At 61.9% G+C, this 15,179-nt stretch carries 14 protein-coding genes; 11 read left to right on the top strand and 3 right to left on the bottom strand.

Annotated features, from left to right (window positions below; translation table 11 throughout):
- Positions 1–72: 72 nt before the first annotated feature.
- From V6B08_RS01600 to V6B08_RS01590, 3 genes are all read right to left on the bottom strand, one after another.
- Positions 73–3,051 carry a TrlF family AAA-like ATPase gene (locus tag V6B08_RS01600; RefSeq protein ID WP_341981557.1) on the bottom strand — a complete coding sequence of 993 codons (2,979 nt, stop codon included), beginning with the start codon at positions 3,049–3,051 and terminating at the stop codon, positions 73–75.
- A gap of 128 nt (positions 3,052–3,179) precedes the next feature.
- On the bottom strand, positions 3,180–4,364 hold the full coding sequence (locus tag V6B08_RS01595; protein WP_341977428.1) for a site-specific integrase: 1,185 nt from the start codon (positions 4,362–4,364) through the stop codon (positions 3,180–3,182).
- 19 nt (positions 4,365–4,383) lie between these two features.
- Entirely contained in the window at positions 4,384–4,842 is a 459-nt protein-coding gene (locus V6B08_RS01590) for a hypothetical protein (protein WP_341977426.1), read from the bottom strand.
- A gap of 119 nt (positions 4,843–4,961) precedes the next feature.
- Here V6B08_RS01590 and V6B08_RS01585 point away from each other — a divergent pair, with 119 nt between their 5' ends.
- From V6B08_RS01585 to V6B08_RS01535, 11 genes are read left to right on the top strand one after another with little or no spacing between them, the layout of a single operon-like run.
- On the top strand, positions 4,962–5,612 hold the full coding sequence (locus tag V6B08_RS01585; RefSeq protein ID WP_341977424.1) for a TetR/AcrR family transcriptional regulator: 651 nt from the start codon (positions 4,962–4,964) through the stop codon (positions 5,610–5,612).
- A gap of 40 nt (positions 5,613–5,652) precedes the next feature.
- Complete coding sequence (gene dctP, locus V6B08_RS01580; protein WP_341977422.1) at positions 5,653–6,747, top strand: TRAP transporter substrate-binding protein DctP; 1,095 nt, start codon at positions 5,653–5,655, stop codon at positions 6,745–6,747.
- Positions 6,748–6,806: 59 nt separating this feature from the next.
- Entirely contained in the window at positions 6,807–7,307 is a 501-nt protein-coding gene (locus V6B08_RS01575; protein WP_341977420.1) for a TRAP transporter small permease subunit, read from the top strand.
- 39 nt (positions 7,308–7,346) lie between these two features.
- A complete protein-coding gene (locus V6B08_RS01570; protein ID WP_341977419.1) occupies positions 7,347–8,654 on the top strand; it encodes a TRAP transporter large permease in 1,308 nt (435 codons plus the stop codon).
- 18 nt (positions 8,655–8,672) lie between these two features.
- Positions 8,673–10,313 (top strand): acyl-CoA synthetase, encoded by a 1,641-nt coding sequence (locus tag V6B08_RS01565; RefSeq protein ID WP_341977418.1) that lies wholly within the window; start codon positions 8,673–8,675, stop codon positions 10,311–10,313.
- 22 nt (positions 10,314–10,335) lie between these two features.
- On the top strand, positions 10,336–11,538 hold the full coding sequence (locus tag V6B08_RS01560) for a thiolase family protein (RefSeq protein ID WP_341977416.1): 1,203 nt from the start codon (positions 10,336–10,338) through the stop codon (positions 11,536–11,538).
- A complete protein-coding gene (locus tag V6B08_RS01555; protein ID WP_341977414.1) occupies positions 11,535–11,975 on the top strand; it encodes a Zn-ribbon domain-containing OB-fold protein in 441 nt (146 codons plus the stop codon). Before V6B08_RS01560 ends, V6B08_RS01555 begins: the two co-directional genes overlap by 4 nt.
- Entirely contained in the window at positions 11,972–12,769 is a 798-nt protein-coding gene (locus V6B08_RS01550) for an enoyl-CoA hydratase/isomerase family protein (protein WP_341977412.1), read from the top strand. The genes V6B08_RS01555 and V6B08_RS01550 overlap by 4 nt, the downstream gene beginning before the upstream one ends.
- Entirely contained in the window at positions 12,766–13,935 is a 1,170-nt protein-coding gene (locus V6B08_RS01545; RefSeq protein WP_341977411.1) for a thiolase C-terminal domain-containing protein, read from the top strand. Before V6B08_RS01550 ends, V6B08_RS01545 begins: the two co-directional genes overlap by 4 nt.
- A gap of 2 nt (positions 13,936–13,937) precedes the next feature.
- The gene (locus V6B08_RS01540) at positions 13,938–14,360 is read left to right on the top strand and encodes a Zn-ribbon domain-containing OB-fold protein (RefSeq protein ID WP_341977409.1); all 423 of its coding nucleotides are present in this window, start codon (positions 13,938–13,940) and stop codon (positions 14,358–14,360) included.
- Between the two features lie 17 nt (positions 14,361–14,377).
- Positions 14,378–15,169, top strand: a complete 792-nt coding sequence (locus V6B08_RS01535; protein ID WP_341977408.1) for an SDR family NAD(P)-dependent oxidoreductase — start codon at positions 14,378–14,380, stop codon at positions 15,167–15,169.
- Positions 15,170–15,179 lie beyond the last annotated feature (10 nt).

Here is a 15,179-nt window from a genome sequence, read left to right as displayed (position 1 = left end):
GGTATGCCCGGGGAATGCCCGTTTCAAGCAGTTCATGTCTCCTGGCGTGATGTAGGGCGATTTGCCATTACATCACCGCTCCAGGCGTACCCGCAGGCGGCGAGCGCGCTCCTTGAATGCGCGCTCGCCGCCTTCGAGGATATCGCAGACATGCTTGCGCATCTCTGCGCTTTCCAAACCGCCCGACAGATAGCGGATGGGCGGCAGCTTGCCGGGTGTATGAGTGCCAGCAAACGCGACGATGACCTGATCGGCGTCCGTGTTGACGACGAGGTTTGCGTTGTGCGTCACCATAATCACTTGCCGCGTATTCTTCGCCGCGATAAACAACTCGACCAGCTCATCGAAAATCGACTTCGGGTCCAGGTTCTCCTCGGGCTGATCGATGATTAGCGGACGATCGTCCGCATCATCGAGCGCGAGATAGAGCAACAGCAAGACGATGCCGCGTGTGCCCGGTGACAGCTTGCGAATATCGACGGCTTCGTAGTCGATGCTATAACTAATCTCGATATGGCTCGTGCCATAGAGCCATTTCGCAAACCGCCGCAGCCAAGACCGATAATCGGATTGCTGCGAACGCGGCACTTCCGATAACTCCAGCAATTCCGTTTGATGCGCCTGGCGGAATTCCGCCATGGCGGCGGCGACAGCGGCGGGATCGCCGGACTCCCACGCTGGTCTCAACAGCGATTCCGCCCAGCCTTCCAGGGTTCCCACGCCTTTGAAGGGCCCGGTTCGACGCTTGTCGAAGAGCCCCTCGCCTTCGGTCGCCCAGCGGTGGATATCGGCATGTCGTGATACCGAGAAGGACAACTTGCGAAGTGTGCCGGACGCTTTTGCGAGCCGATCCATGAGGGGGCGATACAGCTCGTGTAAGACCTGCTCCTCGCCGACGATGGATTCAAACACGCGTAGATAGGCTTGCTCCCGATCGGCGGCGAGCTGCTTCGTGCGCTCTTCCGCGCCTTCGCAATCGGCCAGTGAGTCCCGCAGCCGTTTGAGCGCCGCGTTTTCATCGCCGATCTTTGCCGTGATGGTCCGCAGCCGATTGGCGGTGTCAGTGTCGATGTTGATGAGGCGTTGGATACGGCCGATTTCCGCCTCCAATACGCCGAGCGACAATTGATTCAAAGTCGCGTCGGCGGCCACATAAGGCTCCTGGTCAGAAGCCTTCCTCGGCTGTTCTGTCCCGCGCCAACCTGCGGCCGCGCGTTCGGCCTTTGCCAAGCGCTCGGTCAAGGTGCCATCGACGTTGCCCGAGTAGGTCTGCCGGAAGACCTCCCATTCCTTGTCTTCCAGATGTGCACCGGCAAAGGATTGCCTTGCTGTGCGCAGGGCCATCGGCGCGCGGTTGGTTCGAAAATCCGACACGTCATTCTGCAACGAGCGGAGTGCCTGGCTCTCGAGCGACCATAGGCGGATCTGATTCCGCACATGGTCGGCAGCCTCGGTGAGGGCGTTCAAGCGTGCGACGCGGTCGGCGCTCCCAGCCGTCACCAGAGCGTCGCGACTTTTCATGTACCCGGCGAGCAAGACTTCTTTCTGGGTGATCTGAGACTTGAGTCCGGCGATCTGGGTCTGCTTTTCTCGCTCTATGCCAATTTCGTCCGAAAGAGTGGCGATGGCTTCTTCGTCGCGAGCGCGATTGTCCCTGAGGACAGTCGTCCGCAAGTTCAAAAGTTCCTTGAAATCGGTGGCGCCGTCGCGTTCGAGGGTCGTATGGGCCTCGAAGATGACGCGTTCAATCTCCGTCAACAAGTCATCCTTGATACCGTCCGCCGAACAAAGTTCTTCTACGAACTTTTGTGAAAGGTATCGCGCGCGGGGATAAATCGACGGATCACGCCTACCATCCAAGAGGTTTCGCTCCGACGGATCTCCAGTCTCCCAAGACAGCCGAACGCCGACACCATCGAGATGTTCACGGGCACGAACGATAAATGATGCGCTGCTCAGGCGATCATCGGTCGCGTCGCAGCCTGCGGCGACTGCATCGGCGAGTGCCGTCTTGCCCGACCCGCGCGCGCCGATAATCGCGACAAGGCCAGGATTGAGGGCCAGCTTCGGCGTCTGCGCCCAATCCGCGTCCTTCAATTCGACTGTGGAAATCACCCGTGCTGGTGTGGCGCGGAACGGCGGACGCACGCCGACATACGCCCTTCCGGCGGGGTCGATACACGCTTGGCGCAAAGCATCGAACGTTAAGTCGCCCTTGATCCAAGAGAAGCGGTCTCCGTCAGGCTTAGCGACGGCGCCCTGATCATGGGCGTCACTGCCATGCAGGCACGGCTTGCAGCCTCCGTATCGCTCGCGCAGAATGTCCTCGCCAACGCCGGCCTTGCGAGCCAGCCAAAAATCACGTTGCGCTGGGCTGCTAGCGAAGATGACATGAGCGAACTTCTCGATTTCTTGACGGAGCGTCGCATCGGCCGTATCGCGGATACCGGACGTTCCATCCGTTTCTGCGCCGGCGACGGCAATCAGCATATGCGCTTGCGCCCAATCGCTCTTGCCGAACTCCTCGCGAAGCTGCGCGAAGTTGACCTTGAACTGAGATGCGCCATGACGGAACGCGGCACGCTCGTCACTCATCTCCGGCTTCGACTTGCGCCCCAACTTGATAAGGTCGGCGCGCGTGCAGGCGAAATTGTCGCCGAACGCCTCGAAGCGGAGTCGGCTCAGGAAGCGGTCGATCTCCGCGACGTGATTCGGATCATCAGGGCTAACCAACAAATGGATGTTGGTCCAGCGCTCCTTGACGGTCGCCACGTCCAAGCGAAGTTCAACATTGGGAAATACGAGCGCCACCTGGGGGAGGCGGCGGCTTTCCTTCATTTCACGAACAACGTGTTGATACGTGTCCGTGCAGTAGTAGTCGGTGACCGCGATAGCCCGGATGACCGGGGTCGCTTGTTCAAGGCTGCTGAGATAGTCGGCCCAGGCGTTCGGCCCCTTGAACTGATTGTTGAAGAGTGTGCCGGGTGCGTGGATATGCGGCTCCCAACGGTGCCACCGTGAGCCCGAATTCAACGGTTCTCCTGAAGTCATTTGGTTCAACGACTACACTCCCTTTCGATCCTTTCTTAATCTGATAGTAATCGAATGATCGAGCTTAAGCATCTATTCCGCGCTCGGGCGCCGAGATCGTGCGGAGCTGCGTCGAGCTGGCGAGCGAGCTAAAGCTGGTTCGGCAGTATCTTGTCGTTGACCCGTTCGACCAGGTCTTTGACGTGGCTTTCCGATAGATGGGCGTAGCGCTTCACCATCTGAAGCGTCTTGTGCCCGAGGACCTCGGCGATCTCGACGAGGCTGGCGCCGTTCATGGCGAGATAACTCGCCGTCGAATGCCGCAGATCGTGGAACCGAAAATCCGAGATTTTCGCCCTGTCACGCGCCGTTTCCCAGGCCGTGCGGATGTCGATCGGCGCTTGGCCGTCCGCGCGGGGGAACACCCAGCGTTGGGGCGGGGCCTTTTCGAGCTTTTCGTAGGCGGCTTTCACCTTCTCCAGATGATCCTCCAGGAGACCGTTCAGACTCTTCACGATGGGAACGGCCCGCGTTTCGCCGTTCTTCGTGTCCCGGAGGATCGCCGACCCCCGCTTCAAATCGAGATCATTGAAGGTGAGGTCCAGGACTTCGCCTTTCCGCGCGCCCGTCGATAGGGCGAACACCACGACGGGATAGAGGTGTTCGTTCTCGCTCGCCTTGCAGGCCGCCAGCAGGGCAGCGCGCTCGTCATCGCCCAAGAAGCGGGTCCGCTCGTTCCGAATTTTTGTGATCTTGTTCACGCCATCGACCGGGCTGCTCCCGGTCCAACCCCATTGCCGGGCGTACTTGAAGAGAAGCGCAATCATGTCCCGATAGTGCTTCATCGTTTTCGGGCTCTTGGGCGGCAATTTTTCCGGCGCCGGGCGTGTCGCCTTGCGACCGCGCTTCTGCTTGGTGTCGGCACCTTCGGTTGTCGCAACTGGCGCGGTTTTCCGGCGCTGATCGCCGGCGGTTTCGAGTTCGCCCAGCTTCTTCGAGATCAGTTCCGCGTCGATATAGGCGAGGGCGTACTCGCCAAGCTCCCGCTCCCAATAAGCCAGAAAGGAGCCTTCGGCCCGCTGGGTCGTCTCGGCTTTCCGAGCAAAGACCTCGGATCGGTAGCGGTCGATGGCATCCTGGAGCGTCTTGCTCTTCGCGGTCGAAATCACGTTGCGGAATTCTCCGCGCCGGATGTCCGCCTCGGTCTGCTGAACCCAGATTTTGGCGTCCGTAAGCCGTTTGAAGGTCCGCCGCTGAGGCGGGAACCCGTGAATGCGGACGACCGCCTTGAAAACCGTGCCGTTCCTGCGCTCACGCTTTTCGATGGTTGCCATGAGGGGCCTCGTGCGACCTTCAGGAAAGCCAACCTGAAGGGCCATGAAAAGTGCCCTCTGGGGACACTTTGGGGACAGTTGACGCCAATATCTGGCCACTCCCGCCAACAGGCGTCAAGAGCCGGAGTGCTGAAATCATTGGGTTTTCGTGTTGGGGCTTGTTGGCGATGATGGCCAAAAATGAGTTTTCGTCAGGCTCATAACCTGAAGGTCGCAGGTTCAAATCCTGCCCCCGCAACCAAATCAAAACGCCGCCTGGGTTTTCGCCCGGCGGCGTTTTTTTGTTTTGCGGCCGCCCTCTCCGCTTGCTGGCGCGGCGCGGATCCGCCAGGCGCTGAAGTTCCACCGCGGCGAATGCGTCCGGCATTTTTTTCTTGGGCTGTTGTGGCTGCTGTTTCGGCCGCGCCGTTCCATCGCCGGCGATTTTCCATACCGATACACAGTACCGATACAGCTGGCTGCGCGGCCAGGTAGGCATATTGCGTCGCGAAGCCGTCTCGCGCTGCGCTGCGGTACATTCTTGTTAGAATTTTGAATTTGACGAAGCGAGGTGATGCATCCAACCTAACAATAGTTAGGGATGGAGGACGCCTCGGCATGAACGCACAGGGCAAGATAGCAAAGGTGAAGGCGCCGCCGGAAAACGCGCGCAAGCACATCCTTGATGCTGCCGCCAAGCTGTTCGCCGAGCATGGCTATGTCGCCACCACGATGCGTGACATCGCCGAGGAAACCGGAATCAAGGCCGGCAGCATCTACTACCATTTCTCCGCCAAGGAACAATTGCTCGACGAGGTGATGCGAATCGGCGTCGAGCGGGTTTTTGATCAGGTGAAGATCGCCGTGAACAGCCTGCCGCCAGAAAGCAGTGTGCGGGCGAAGCTGGCGGCAGCGATTCATGCGCATCTTTTCTCGGCGCTGGCGCTTGGCCATTACACCAAGGTCAACATCCGCTGTACCAACACGCTGCCGGAAGCGATTCGCCAGCATTACAAGCGCACCCGCCGGCCCTATGAGCGCTACTGGCGCCAGCTCATCCAGGCTGGTGTCGATAACGGCGAGATCGAGGCGAACCAGGATAGCCTGTCATACAGCCTCTACATCTTCGGGTTCATGAACTGGACCATCGAGTGGTACCGCGAGGGCAAGTTCGACCTCGAGGAAGTCTCGCGCCGATATGCCGATACCCTGTTCGACGGGATCGGCCGGCGCGCCACAGCCGGCGCCGGGAAGCCGGCGACAAAATAACTCTTTCACAACACAACAAGAACCAAATCAGGAGGAAATCATGAAGCGTCTCGTACTCCGCATGTTGCCCCTTGCCGCAGCGGCATTGGCAACTTTCGGCTATCACAATGATGCCCAGGCGCAGCGCAAGCTGGTCTATGCCACCTATCTCACCGACGTCTATGCCGTCACCCGCGCCGACAAATGGTTCATGGGTGAAGTGGAAAAGCGCACCAACGGCAAGGTGAAGTTCGAAACCTATTACGGCGGCTCGCTGCTCAAGGCGTCCGACGTGATGCCGGGTATCAGCGGCGGTGCGGCGGATATCGGCATGGGTGCGCCCACGGCCTATAACCGCAAGAATTATCCGTTGAGCCAGGTGACGCTGCCGTTCACCACCGACCGGGTGGACACCGCCACCCGCGCTTTCACCGAGCTTTATGGCGCCAATGCCGCGCTGCGCAAGGAATTCGAGAGCAAGAATCTGCGGCTGCTCTATGCCATGGGCTTCGGCGAAAATACCATCTGGTCGAACAAGCCGCTGCTGAAGCCGGCGGATATCAAGGGCCTCAAGGTCCGCGCCGTGCTTGGCATCGGCGATGCGCTGAACAAGCTTGGTGCCTCCACTCTGGCGATACCGTGGCCGGATGCGGTGGAAGGCATGCAGCGCGGCGTGGTCGACGCCATGTCTGGTGCGCCGTTCGATACTGGCGTCGATTCCGGCCTGCATGAAGTGGCGAAATACGCCAGCGATATCGGCCGCATGGGCGTCTATGCCATGGCGCTGACGGCGGTCAGCCTCAAGACCTTCAACAGCCTGGATGCGGATACCCAGAAGGTGATGCTCGATGTCGCCAAGGAAGTGCCGGAGCAATATCTGAAATTCGTCGACGAAGTGTTCGACAGTGCGGCGAAGAAGGTGGCGGTGCGGGTTGCCGCCGGTCAGCTCCAGGTTTCCAGCTTCAGCGACGCCGATACCAAGCAGATGCGCGACACCATCGGCAGCGAGCTGTGGAAGGAATGGTATGCCGTAGCCAAGGAAGCCGGCGTCGATGGCAAGGAGCTGCTGGATCAATATCTGGCGCTGGTGGAGAAGTACAACAAGACCTCCACGCATAGGCCGGGCCTGACCCGCGTTACGGCGCCGAAGTCCTGACCCTGCTGGCCGGCCGGCACTGCGCCGGCCGGCCATTTCCCTGCCCCCGAGGTTCCGCAATGACTCAGATTCTGTCCTGGGTGTCGAATGCCAATCGCTTGCTGGCGGTATGGTCCGGCATCGCCACTGGCCTGATGATGGTGGCCATCCTGGCCGATATCTTTTGCCGGTCGGTGCTTGGCTTCTCGATCCAGGGCGCCAGCGAACTTGCCGTGGTGATGCTGGTGACGCTCATTTTCTTCGGACTGGGCGGGGCGCAGGCCGACAAGGCGAATTTCAATGTCGACATTTTGATCCGCTTATTATCGGTGCGGGCGAATCATCTGCTGCATGGCATTGCCATGCTGCTCTCGGCCATAGCCATCGGTCTGCTTTGCTATCTCTCCTGGATCAAGGCGATCGATTCATTGCTGGAATGGGAGGTGGATTATGGCGTGGTGCCATTCCCGATCTGGCCGGCGCGCGTGCTGATCGCCTTTGGCTGGGCCACATTGACCCTGCAATTGCTGCTTGAAGCGCTCGCCAGTCTCGGCCACGCCGCCGCCGTCCGCTCCGCCTGATTTCCCCTCAATAGACCCATTGCCCGAGAAAACGCCATCATGGACATCACTACCGCTGGCATTCTGATGATCGCCTTCCTCGGCGTGCTGCTGCTGATCGGCACACCGATTGGACTGGCGCTGGCCATCTCCGGCATTTCCGGCCTGGCGATGACGCGTGGCTTCATGCCGCTGGAATTCCTGCTCTCCACCTTCACCTATTCCTATACCGCCAACCTCTCTTACATCGTCTTGCCGCTGTTTCTGTTCATGGGCCATATGGCCTTTGTCAGTGGCATCTCGGAAAAGGCATTCGCGGCGGCTGAAAAGCTGATCGGCCATATCTCAGGCGGCCTCGCCATCGCCACCGTTTTCGGCTGCGCTGCCTTCGCCATGGTCTGCGGTTCCAGCGTCGCCACTGCCTCCACCATGGGCCGTGTCGCGATGCCGGAAATGCTCAAGCGTGGCTATGCGCCGCGCCTGGCCGCCGGTTGCGTCGCCGCTGGCGGTACGCTGGGCGTGCTGATTCCGCCGAGCGGCATCCTGGTGATTTATGCCATCGTCACCCAGGCTTCGATGGTCGACCTGCTGCTCGCCGCCATCCTGCCCGGCCTGGTTACGGCGGCGATCTATGCCATCGGCATCTGGGGCATCACGCAATGGAAGCCGGAACTGGCGCCGCGCGCCGAGCGGCGCGAGAAACTCGGCGTCAGAGGCGCGTTCCGGGTCGCTTTCTCCTCCTGGGAGGTGATGCTGCTATTTGCCGTGGTGATGGGCACGATCTATCTCGGTATCGCCACGCCAACCGAATCCGCGGCCGTCGGAGCCCTAATCGCGCTGCTGATCGCCGCCCGTCGCAGCAAGAACCGCAAGGCGCTGCTGGCCGAGGGGCTGCGCGAAACCGGCTCCGCTACGGCGGCGATCTTCCTGCTGATCATCGGCGCCGGGCTTTTCAGCCTGGGCCTATCCACTACGCAGATTCCAACCCGCTTTGCCGCCTGGATGGTGTCGTTCACCGATAACCGGCTGCTGCTGCTGCTGATCCTGCTGGTGCCCTACATCATCCTCGGCATGTTCGTGGATGGTATCTCGATGATCCTGCTCACCATGCCGATCGTGTTTCCGGTGATCAAACAGGCCGGCATCGATCCGATCTGGTTCGGCATCATCGTCACCAAGACGGTGGAGATCGGCTGCCTCACGCCGCCGGTGGGGCTGAATGCCTTCGTGGTCAAGAATGTCGCGCCATCGATACCACTCGGTGAAATCTTCCGTGGCTGCGGCTTCTTCATCCTGCTCGAGATCATCGTTATCGGCATCCTGATCGTGTTTCCCGAAATCACGACGGTGCTGCGCACTTCAACCTGATGTCCCCGGAGTGAAATCATGTTCGGCAATGCCAAGACTTACGACGAAATCTACAACAACTTCCGCTGGCAGGTTCCGGAACGCTACAATATGGGCGTGGAAATCTGCGACCGCCATGCCGACGATCCGTCGCGTGTGGCGCTGATCTATGTCGATATCGACGGTTCAGTGAAGGAATATACCTTCCAGCAGATCAAGCGCTATTCCAACCAGCTCGGCAATGCCCTGCTCGGCCTCGGCCTGCAGCGTGGCGACCGCGTCGGCATCATCCTGTCGCAGCGGCCTGAAACTGCCATCACCCATACCGCCTGCTTCAAGACCGGCATCATCTCGCTGCCGCTGTTCACCCAGTTCGGACCCGATGGTCTGGTTTTCCGGCTCTCGAATAGCGAAGCCAAGGTGGTGGTCACCGATGGCGAGAACGTGCACAAGGTGCTGCAGATCCGCGACCAGTTGCCGGCCCTGAAGCACATCATCGTCACGCAGCCGCTGGGCACGTCGCCGGATCTGGAATTCTGGGATCTGCTGTCGCGCTCTTCGGACCAGCTCACGCCGCTGGATACCCATGCCGAAGATCCGGCCATCATCATCTATACCTCCGGCACCACCGGCAATCCGAAGGGCGCCTTGCATGCCCACCGGTTTCTGTTTGCGCACCGGCCGGCAATCTCCTTCACCCATGACTTCTTCCCGCACAAGGGCGATTGCTTCTGGACGCCGGCTGACTGGGCTTGGGGCGGCGGCTTGTTCGACGCGCTGTTCCCGAGCTGGCAATGCGGCATGCCGGTGGTGGCGCATCGCTTCCGCAAATACGATCCGGAGCAGGCGCTGAAACTGATTGCGGATCACAATGTCCGCAATTCCTTCATGCCGCCGACGGCCCTGAAGATGATGCGCCAGGTGCCGAACCCGAGCCGCTTCAAGCTCAACATGCGCTCGATTGCCAGCGGTGGCGAGGCGCTGGGTGCGGAAACCCTGGAATGGGGCCGCGAGGTATTCGGCCTGGTGATCAACGAATTCTGGGGCCAGACCGAGGCCAACCTGCTCACCGGCAATTGCGCCATCGTGATGCCGGCGCGGGCCGGCTCGATGGGGCGCCCGATTCCGGGCCACCATGTCGAGGTGCTGGACGAGGAGGGCAACATCCTGCCGCCGGGCAAGCCCGGCGTGCTGGCGGCGCGCGGCCCGGATCCGATCTTCTTCCTCGGCTACTGGAAGAATCCGGAAGGCACGGCGAAGAAATTCAAGGGCGATTGGCTGCTCACCGGCGATGTCGGCTACAAGGACGACGATGGCTATTTCTGGTTCCAGGGCCGCGACGACGACATCATTTCCAGCGGCGCCTACCGTATCGGGCCGACCGAGATCGAGGAATGCATCATGCGCCACCCGGCGGTGGCGCTGGTTGCGGTGGTCGGCAGCCCGGACAAGGTGCGCGGCGAAATCGTCAAGGCCTTCGTGAAGCTGCGCGAAGGCGAGAGCGGCAGCGACGACCTGATCCGTTCGATCCAGGAACATGTGCGCAAGCATCTGGCGGCCTATCAGTATCCGCGCGAAATCGAATTCGTCACCGATTTCCCGATGACCACCACGGGCAAGATCCTGCGCCGCACGCTGCGCGACCAGGATCGCGCCAAGAAACTGGCGGCGGCTCAGTAAGTGCTGGCAAGGGAGCAGGCGCGTGCGTGACGTTGCAATCATCGGCTATGCCGCCACGCCGGTCGGGCGCTATGAAGCCCCTGCCGGCGCGGCGAATGATGCCGGCATCGGCCCGATGGAGCATGAATTCGGCGCCCGGGTGATCCGCCAGGCGGTGCGCGATGCCGGCCTGGAGCGGAAGGATATCGAGGCATTGGTGGTGGCTTTCCCGGGCGCCTATGCGCGCCAGGGATATTTCAACACCTTCCTGGCCAATTACCTGCGGCTGCCGACGCGGGCGGTGACGCTGGAAGTGATCGGCAACGGCATGACTGGCGGCCATACTTTCGATCAGGCGGCGCAGCAGATCCGCTCTGGCCAGGCCCGTGTTGCGTTGGCCGTGGCGGCGCATTTCGAGACTGGTACGCCAACCGATCTGCATCTTGAAAACAGCATCCGGCTGACCGGCGATATCAATTTCCAGTCCGTGTTCGGCTGCGTGCCGATTGCCTGGTATGCCATGGATGCGCAGCGCTACATGCATGACCATGGTGTCACGCGGCGCCAACTGGCGCATATCGCGGTGAAGAACCGTCGCCATGCCGCACTCAATCCACTGGCCCAGTTCAGCGACCCAATCGATGTCGATACCATCCTGGCGCAGCGCCTGATCGTCAGCCCGCTTGGTTTGCTGGAAGTGCCGGGCCGTGCCGATGGCGCCGTCTGCCTGGTGCTGGCCGATGCCGAGGTGGCGCGCAGCCTGGGCAAGCCCTATCTGCTGCTGCGCGGCCGTGGTTTCCAGCATGAAGGCCTGCATCAGCTTGATGATCAGGCCGGCCAGCCGCTGTATTACCAGACGGCCCGCATCGCCTTCGACCGTGCTCTCGCCATGGCCGGGATCAGCCGCGAGGATATCGACCTCGCGGAAATCTATGCGCCCTGCACCATCGTCGAGGCTCTGGCCAGCGAGGCGCTGGGCTTTGCCGCGCCGGGCCAGGGCGCCGCGATTGCGCTGGCCGGCGACACCACGCTCGGCGGCCGTATTCCCTTGAATACGTCCGGCGGTGCCATGTCGCGCGGCCATCCACCCGAGGCTACGCCGCTTTACGATATCGTCGAGGTTTGCGAGCAGTTGCTTGGCCGTGGCGGCGCACGACAGGTGCGCGATGCCCGTTTCGGCATGGCGGTCTGCGAGTTGGGCAAATACAACGCCGCTTTGGTGCAGATTCTGGAGGCGGTGCGATGACCCGGCTCGCCATTCATCGCCGCGAATATGCCCGCCCGATGCCGCCGCGCGTTTCCGCCATCACCCAGCCTTTCTGGCAAGGGCTGGAGCAGGGCCGTTTCTGCACCACACGCTGCCAGGCCTGCGGCAAGCTGAGTTTCCCGCCAAAGGATTTCTGCCCGCATTGCTGGTCGGAACAGGTGGCCTGGGAAGACCTGCCGCCAGGCGGGCGCATCTACAGCCACACCACGGTGCATATCGTGCCGCGCCGCTTCCGTATCGAGGCGCCCTATAGCCTGGCCCTGGTCGATCTCGATGCCGGGTTGCGCCTGATGTTGCCGCTGCTGGAGCCGCTGCCCGATGACGGGCCAAGCGCCATCGGCCGCCGTATCTCGCTGGTGGTGCTGCAATACAGCGATGGGCCGCTATTCGGTGCCAGCCTGGAGGCGGCGGCATGATCCATTTCAGCGTCGCCGATGGCCGGGCCGATATCCGGCTCGATAATCCGAAACGCATGAACGCGCTGAGCCAGAAATCCTGGGGCGAGCTGCTGCGCGCGATAAAGTCGCTGCATAAACGCCGCGATGTGGCGGTACTTTGCCTGCGCGGCGAAGGCGATCTGGCCTTCTGTGCCGGCGGCGATATCACTGAATACGCTGCTTTGGCCGAGGATGCGCCGCGCGCTGCTGCCTATCATGATCTTTATCGCGAGGTATTCGCCAATATCCGCGCGCTGCCTTTTGCCAGCATGGCCGCGATTCCGGGCCATTGCCTTGGCGCAGGTTTGGCGCTTGCCGCCTGCTGCGATTTCCGCATCGGCTCGCCCAAGGCCAGCTTCGGTATCACGGCGGTGCGGCGTGGCTTGGTCTACCCTGTAACCGAAGCCGCCGATCTGCTGCATATCGCCGGCCTGCCGGCCCTGCGCGCCATGATCCTGCGTGGCGAGAAGCTGGATGCAAAGGCAGCCTTGCGTGTCGGCCTGCTGGATGACGTGGTGCCGCTGCGGCGATTGGATGCCAGGGTTGATGCCCTGGCTGCGGATTGCATTGCAGCCGCTGGCCCTGCCTATGCCAAGGCCAAGGCGGTTTTGCTGGCGGCGCAGCAATTGCCGCGCGAAAGCCGGCAACTGCGCCGGCTTTTGCTTGGCGCCTTCGATAGTACTGAATTCCGCAGCGGCACGCGCAATTTTCTCGGCGACAAGCCGACAAGCAAGAAACAAACATCCCCCAGATCGCGAAGGAGTGCGGAGTGAGTAGCGCCAATCAACCTTGCATCGTCGGTATTGGTCATACCGAATTCACCAAATGGGGCGGCATCACCGAGGTCAGCGAATTTCACCTTGCCGCCCGTGCTATCCTGGGCGCCGCGCGCGATGCCGGCCTGGCGCCGGATCGTATCGATGGCTTCGCTTCCTATTCCGGCGACCGCAACGAACCATCCGTGATGCATGCCACGCTTGGCACGCGGCAGCTCCGTTTCGCGTCGATGGTCTGGGGCGGTGGCGGCGGCGGTGCCTGTGGTGCCGTGGCACAGGCGGCGGCAGCGGTGCAATCCGGCATGGCGGAATATGTGGTCGCCTATCGCGGCCTTTGCCAGGGCCAGTATTTCCGCTTTGGCCAGTTCCATCCCTGGACGCCCGACAGCAATTTCATTGCACCCTTCGGCCTGTTCGCACCGCCGCAGATGGCGGCTTTGCTCACCCGGCGACACATGGCGGAATTCGGCACCACGCGCGAGCAGCTTGGCCGTATCTCGCTCTCGGCCTACGACAATGCCAGCCGCAATCCGCATGCCGTGATGCGCGACCGCCGGCTGACCATGGATGATTATCTCAATGCCCGCATGATCGCCGATCCGCTGGGCCTGTATGATTGCTGCCTGGAAAGCGATGGCGCCTGTGCCGTGATCGTTACCACGCTGGAGCGGGCGCGCGATCTCAAAGGCGAGGCGGTGCAGATCCTGTCCTATGGCCAGGGCAGTGAGCCGGGCTGGGGCACGGGGCTGCTGGCCGGCCATAACATGCCGGATCCCATCTATGCTTCGGCCAATGCAGTACAGCTTGCCGGCGATCTCTATCGCCGCGCCGGTGTCACGGCCGCCGATATCGATGTCGCCGAGCTTTACGATGCTTTCAGTTGCACGGTGCTGATGGCACTGGAGGATTACGGCTTCTGCCCACGCGGCGAGGGCGGGCGTTTCGTTGCCGATGGCCATATCCAGCGTGGCGGCAGCCTGCCGGTGAACACGTCTGGCGGCAACATGGCGGAAGCCTATATCCACGGCTTCAATCTGGTGCTGGAAGGGGTGCGGCAGATTCGTGGTTCCTCCACGTCGCAAGTGCCGGACGCGGAACTCTGCCTGGTCTGCGGCGGCCCTAGTGTCACGCCGACCAGCGGCATCATTCTCGGGAGTGCGTGATCATGGCTTATCTGCCCACCAGCCTGCCGGCGGTGCAACCCACCCTGGATGACCGCGCCTTCTGGCAGCATTGCAATGCGCAGTCGCTGCGTTTCCAGGCCTGCAGCGATTGCGGCGCCTTCCGCCATCCGCCAATGCCGATCTGCCCGCATTGTCACAGCGAGCGCCATGAATGGCGCCCAGCCAGCGGCCCGATGCGGGTTTTCACCTATACCTGGGTGCATCATCCGGCGCACCCGGAGGTGCGCGGCAGCCTGCCCTACAATGTCGTGCTGGTGCAGTTCCCGGCATGCGGCGGCGTCAAGCTGGTCAGCAACGTCATTGATGCAACGCCGCAGACTTTGCAGGTCGGCACTGAACTCGAACTGGTCTGGGAGGCAGGCGCGGAAGCGCAGATGCTGCCGCGCTTCCGTCTGAAGCGGTGAAACCACAGGAGGCGGCTTTGGGGCGCTTGCAGGACAAGGTGGCGCTGGTGCTGGGCGCCGGTTCCATCGGGCCAGGCTGGGGTAATGGCAAGGCGGCGGCAGTCACCTTCGCGCGCGAAGGCGCGATCGTGGTGGCCGTAGACCGCAATCTGGCGGCGGCGGAAGAGACCGTCGCGATCATCCAGGGCGAAGGCGGCCGCGCCGAGGCGGTTGCCGCCGATGTGTCCGAGGCCGAGGCGGTGGCCGGGTTTGTCGCGGAAGCCGTGGCGAAGCATGGCCGCATCGATCTGCTGCACAACAATGTCGGCATCATGGAGATCAGCCCCACCGAGGAAACCAGCGAGGAAAGCTGGGACCGGGTGATCCGGGTCAATCTGAAAAGCGTGTTCCTGTCCTGCCGCGCCGTGCTGCCGGTGATGCAGCGCCAGGGCGGTGGCGCCATCATCAACGTCTCCTCGGTGGCCAGCATCCGTTTCTTCAGCGTCGCCGCCGGCAGCTACGCGGCCTCGAAGGCGGCGATCAACCAGTTCACCCAGACCATTGCCATCGAACATGCCGCCCATGGCATCCGCTGCAATGCCGTGCTGCCCGGCCTGATGCATACGCCGATGATCATCGAGCCTTACCGGCGGGTCTATAACAGCATCGACGACATGGTGGCGAAGCGCCATGCCGCCTGCCCGATGGGGCATATGGGCGATGCCTGGGATGTCGCCAAAGCCTCGCTGTTCCTGGCCTCCGACGAGGCCCGCTATATCACCGGCATTGCCCTGCCTGTGGATGGCGGCCTGTCCTGCCGCGCCGGCTGAATCGCTCCAG

Source organism: Ferrovibrio sp. MS7, assembly GCF_038404985.1.
Taxonomy (GTDB): domain Bacteria; phylum Pseudomonadota; class Alphaproteobacteria; order Ferrovibrionales; family Ferrovibrionaceae; genus Ferrovibrio; species Ferrovibrio plantarum.
The sequence above is the reverse complement of the archived record's forward strand: the minus strand, read 5'-3'. Positions and strand labels throughout refer to the sequence as shown.

What these genes read in the sequence shown, in the direction of transcription:
- V6B08_RS01600 (WP_341981557.1), bottom strand. Translation starts at nt 3,051, where the DNA reads ATGACTTCAGGAGAACCGTTGAATTCGGGCTCACGGTGGCACCGTTGG.
- V6B08_RS01595 (WP_341977428.1), bottom strand. Translation starts at nt 4,364, where the DNA reads ATGGCAACCATCGAAAAGCGTGAGCGCAGGAACGGCACGGTTTTCAAG.
- V6B08_RS01590 (WP_341977426.1), bottom strand. Translation starts at nt 4,842, where the DNA reads ATGCCTACCTGGCCGCGCAGCCAGCTGTATCGGTACTGTGTATCGGTA.
- V6B08_RS01585 (WP_341977424.1), top strand. Translation starts at nt 4,962, where the DNA reads ATGAACGCACAGGGCAAGATAGCAAAGGTGAAGGCGCCGCCGGAAAAC.
- dctP (WP_341977422.1), top strand. Translation starts at nt 5,653, where the DNA reads ATGAAGCGTCTCGTACTCCGCATGTTGCCCCTTGCCGCAGCGGCATTG.
- V6B08_RS01575 (WP_341977420.1), top strand. Translation starts at nt 6,807, where the DNA reads ATGACTCAGATTCTGTCCTGGGTGTCGAATGCCAATCGCTTGCTGGCG.
- V6B08_RS01570 (WP_341977419.1), top strand. Translation starts at nt 7,347, where the DNA reads ATGGACATCACTACCGCTGGCATTCTGATGATCGCCTTCCTCGGCGTG.
- V6B08_RS01565 (WP_341977418.1), top strand. Translation starts at nt 8,673, where the DNA reads ATGTTCGGCAATGCCAAGACTTACGACGAAATCTACAACAACTTCCGC.
- V6B08_RS01555 (WP_341977414.1), top strand. Translation starts at nt 11,535, where the DNA reads ATGACCCGGCTCGCCATTCATCGCCGCGAATATGCCCGCCCGATGCCG.
- V6B08_RS01550 (WP_341977412.1), top strand. Translation starts at nt 11,972, where the DNA reads ATGATCCATTTCAGCGTCGCCGATGGCCGGGCCGATATCCGGCTCGAT.
- V6B08_RS01540 (WP_341977409.1), top strand. Translation starts at nt 13,938, where the DNA reads ATGGCTTATCTGCCCACCAGCCTGCCGGCGGTGCAACCCACCCTGGAT.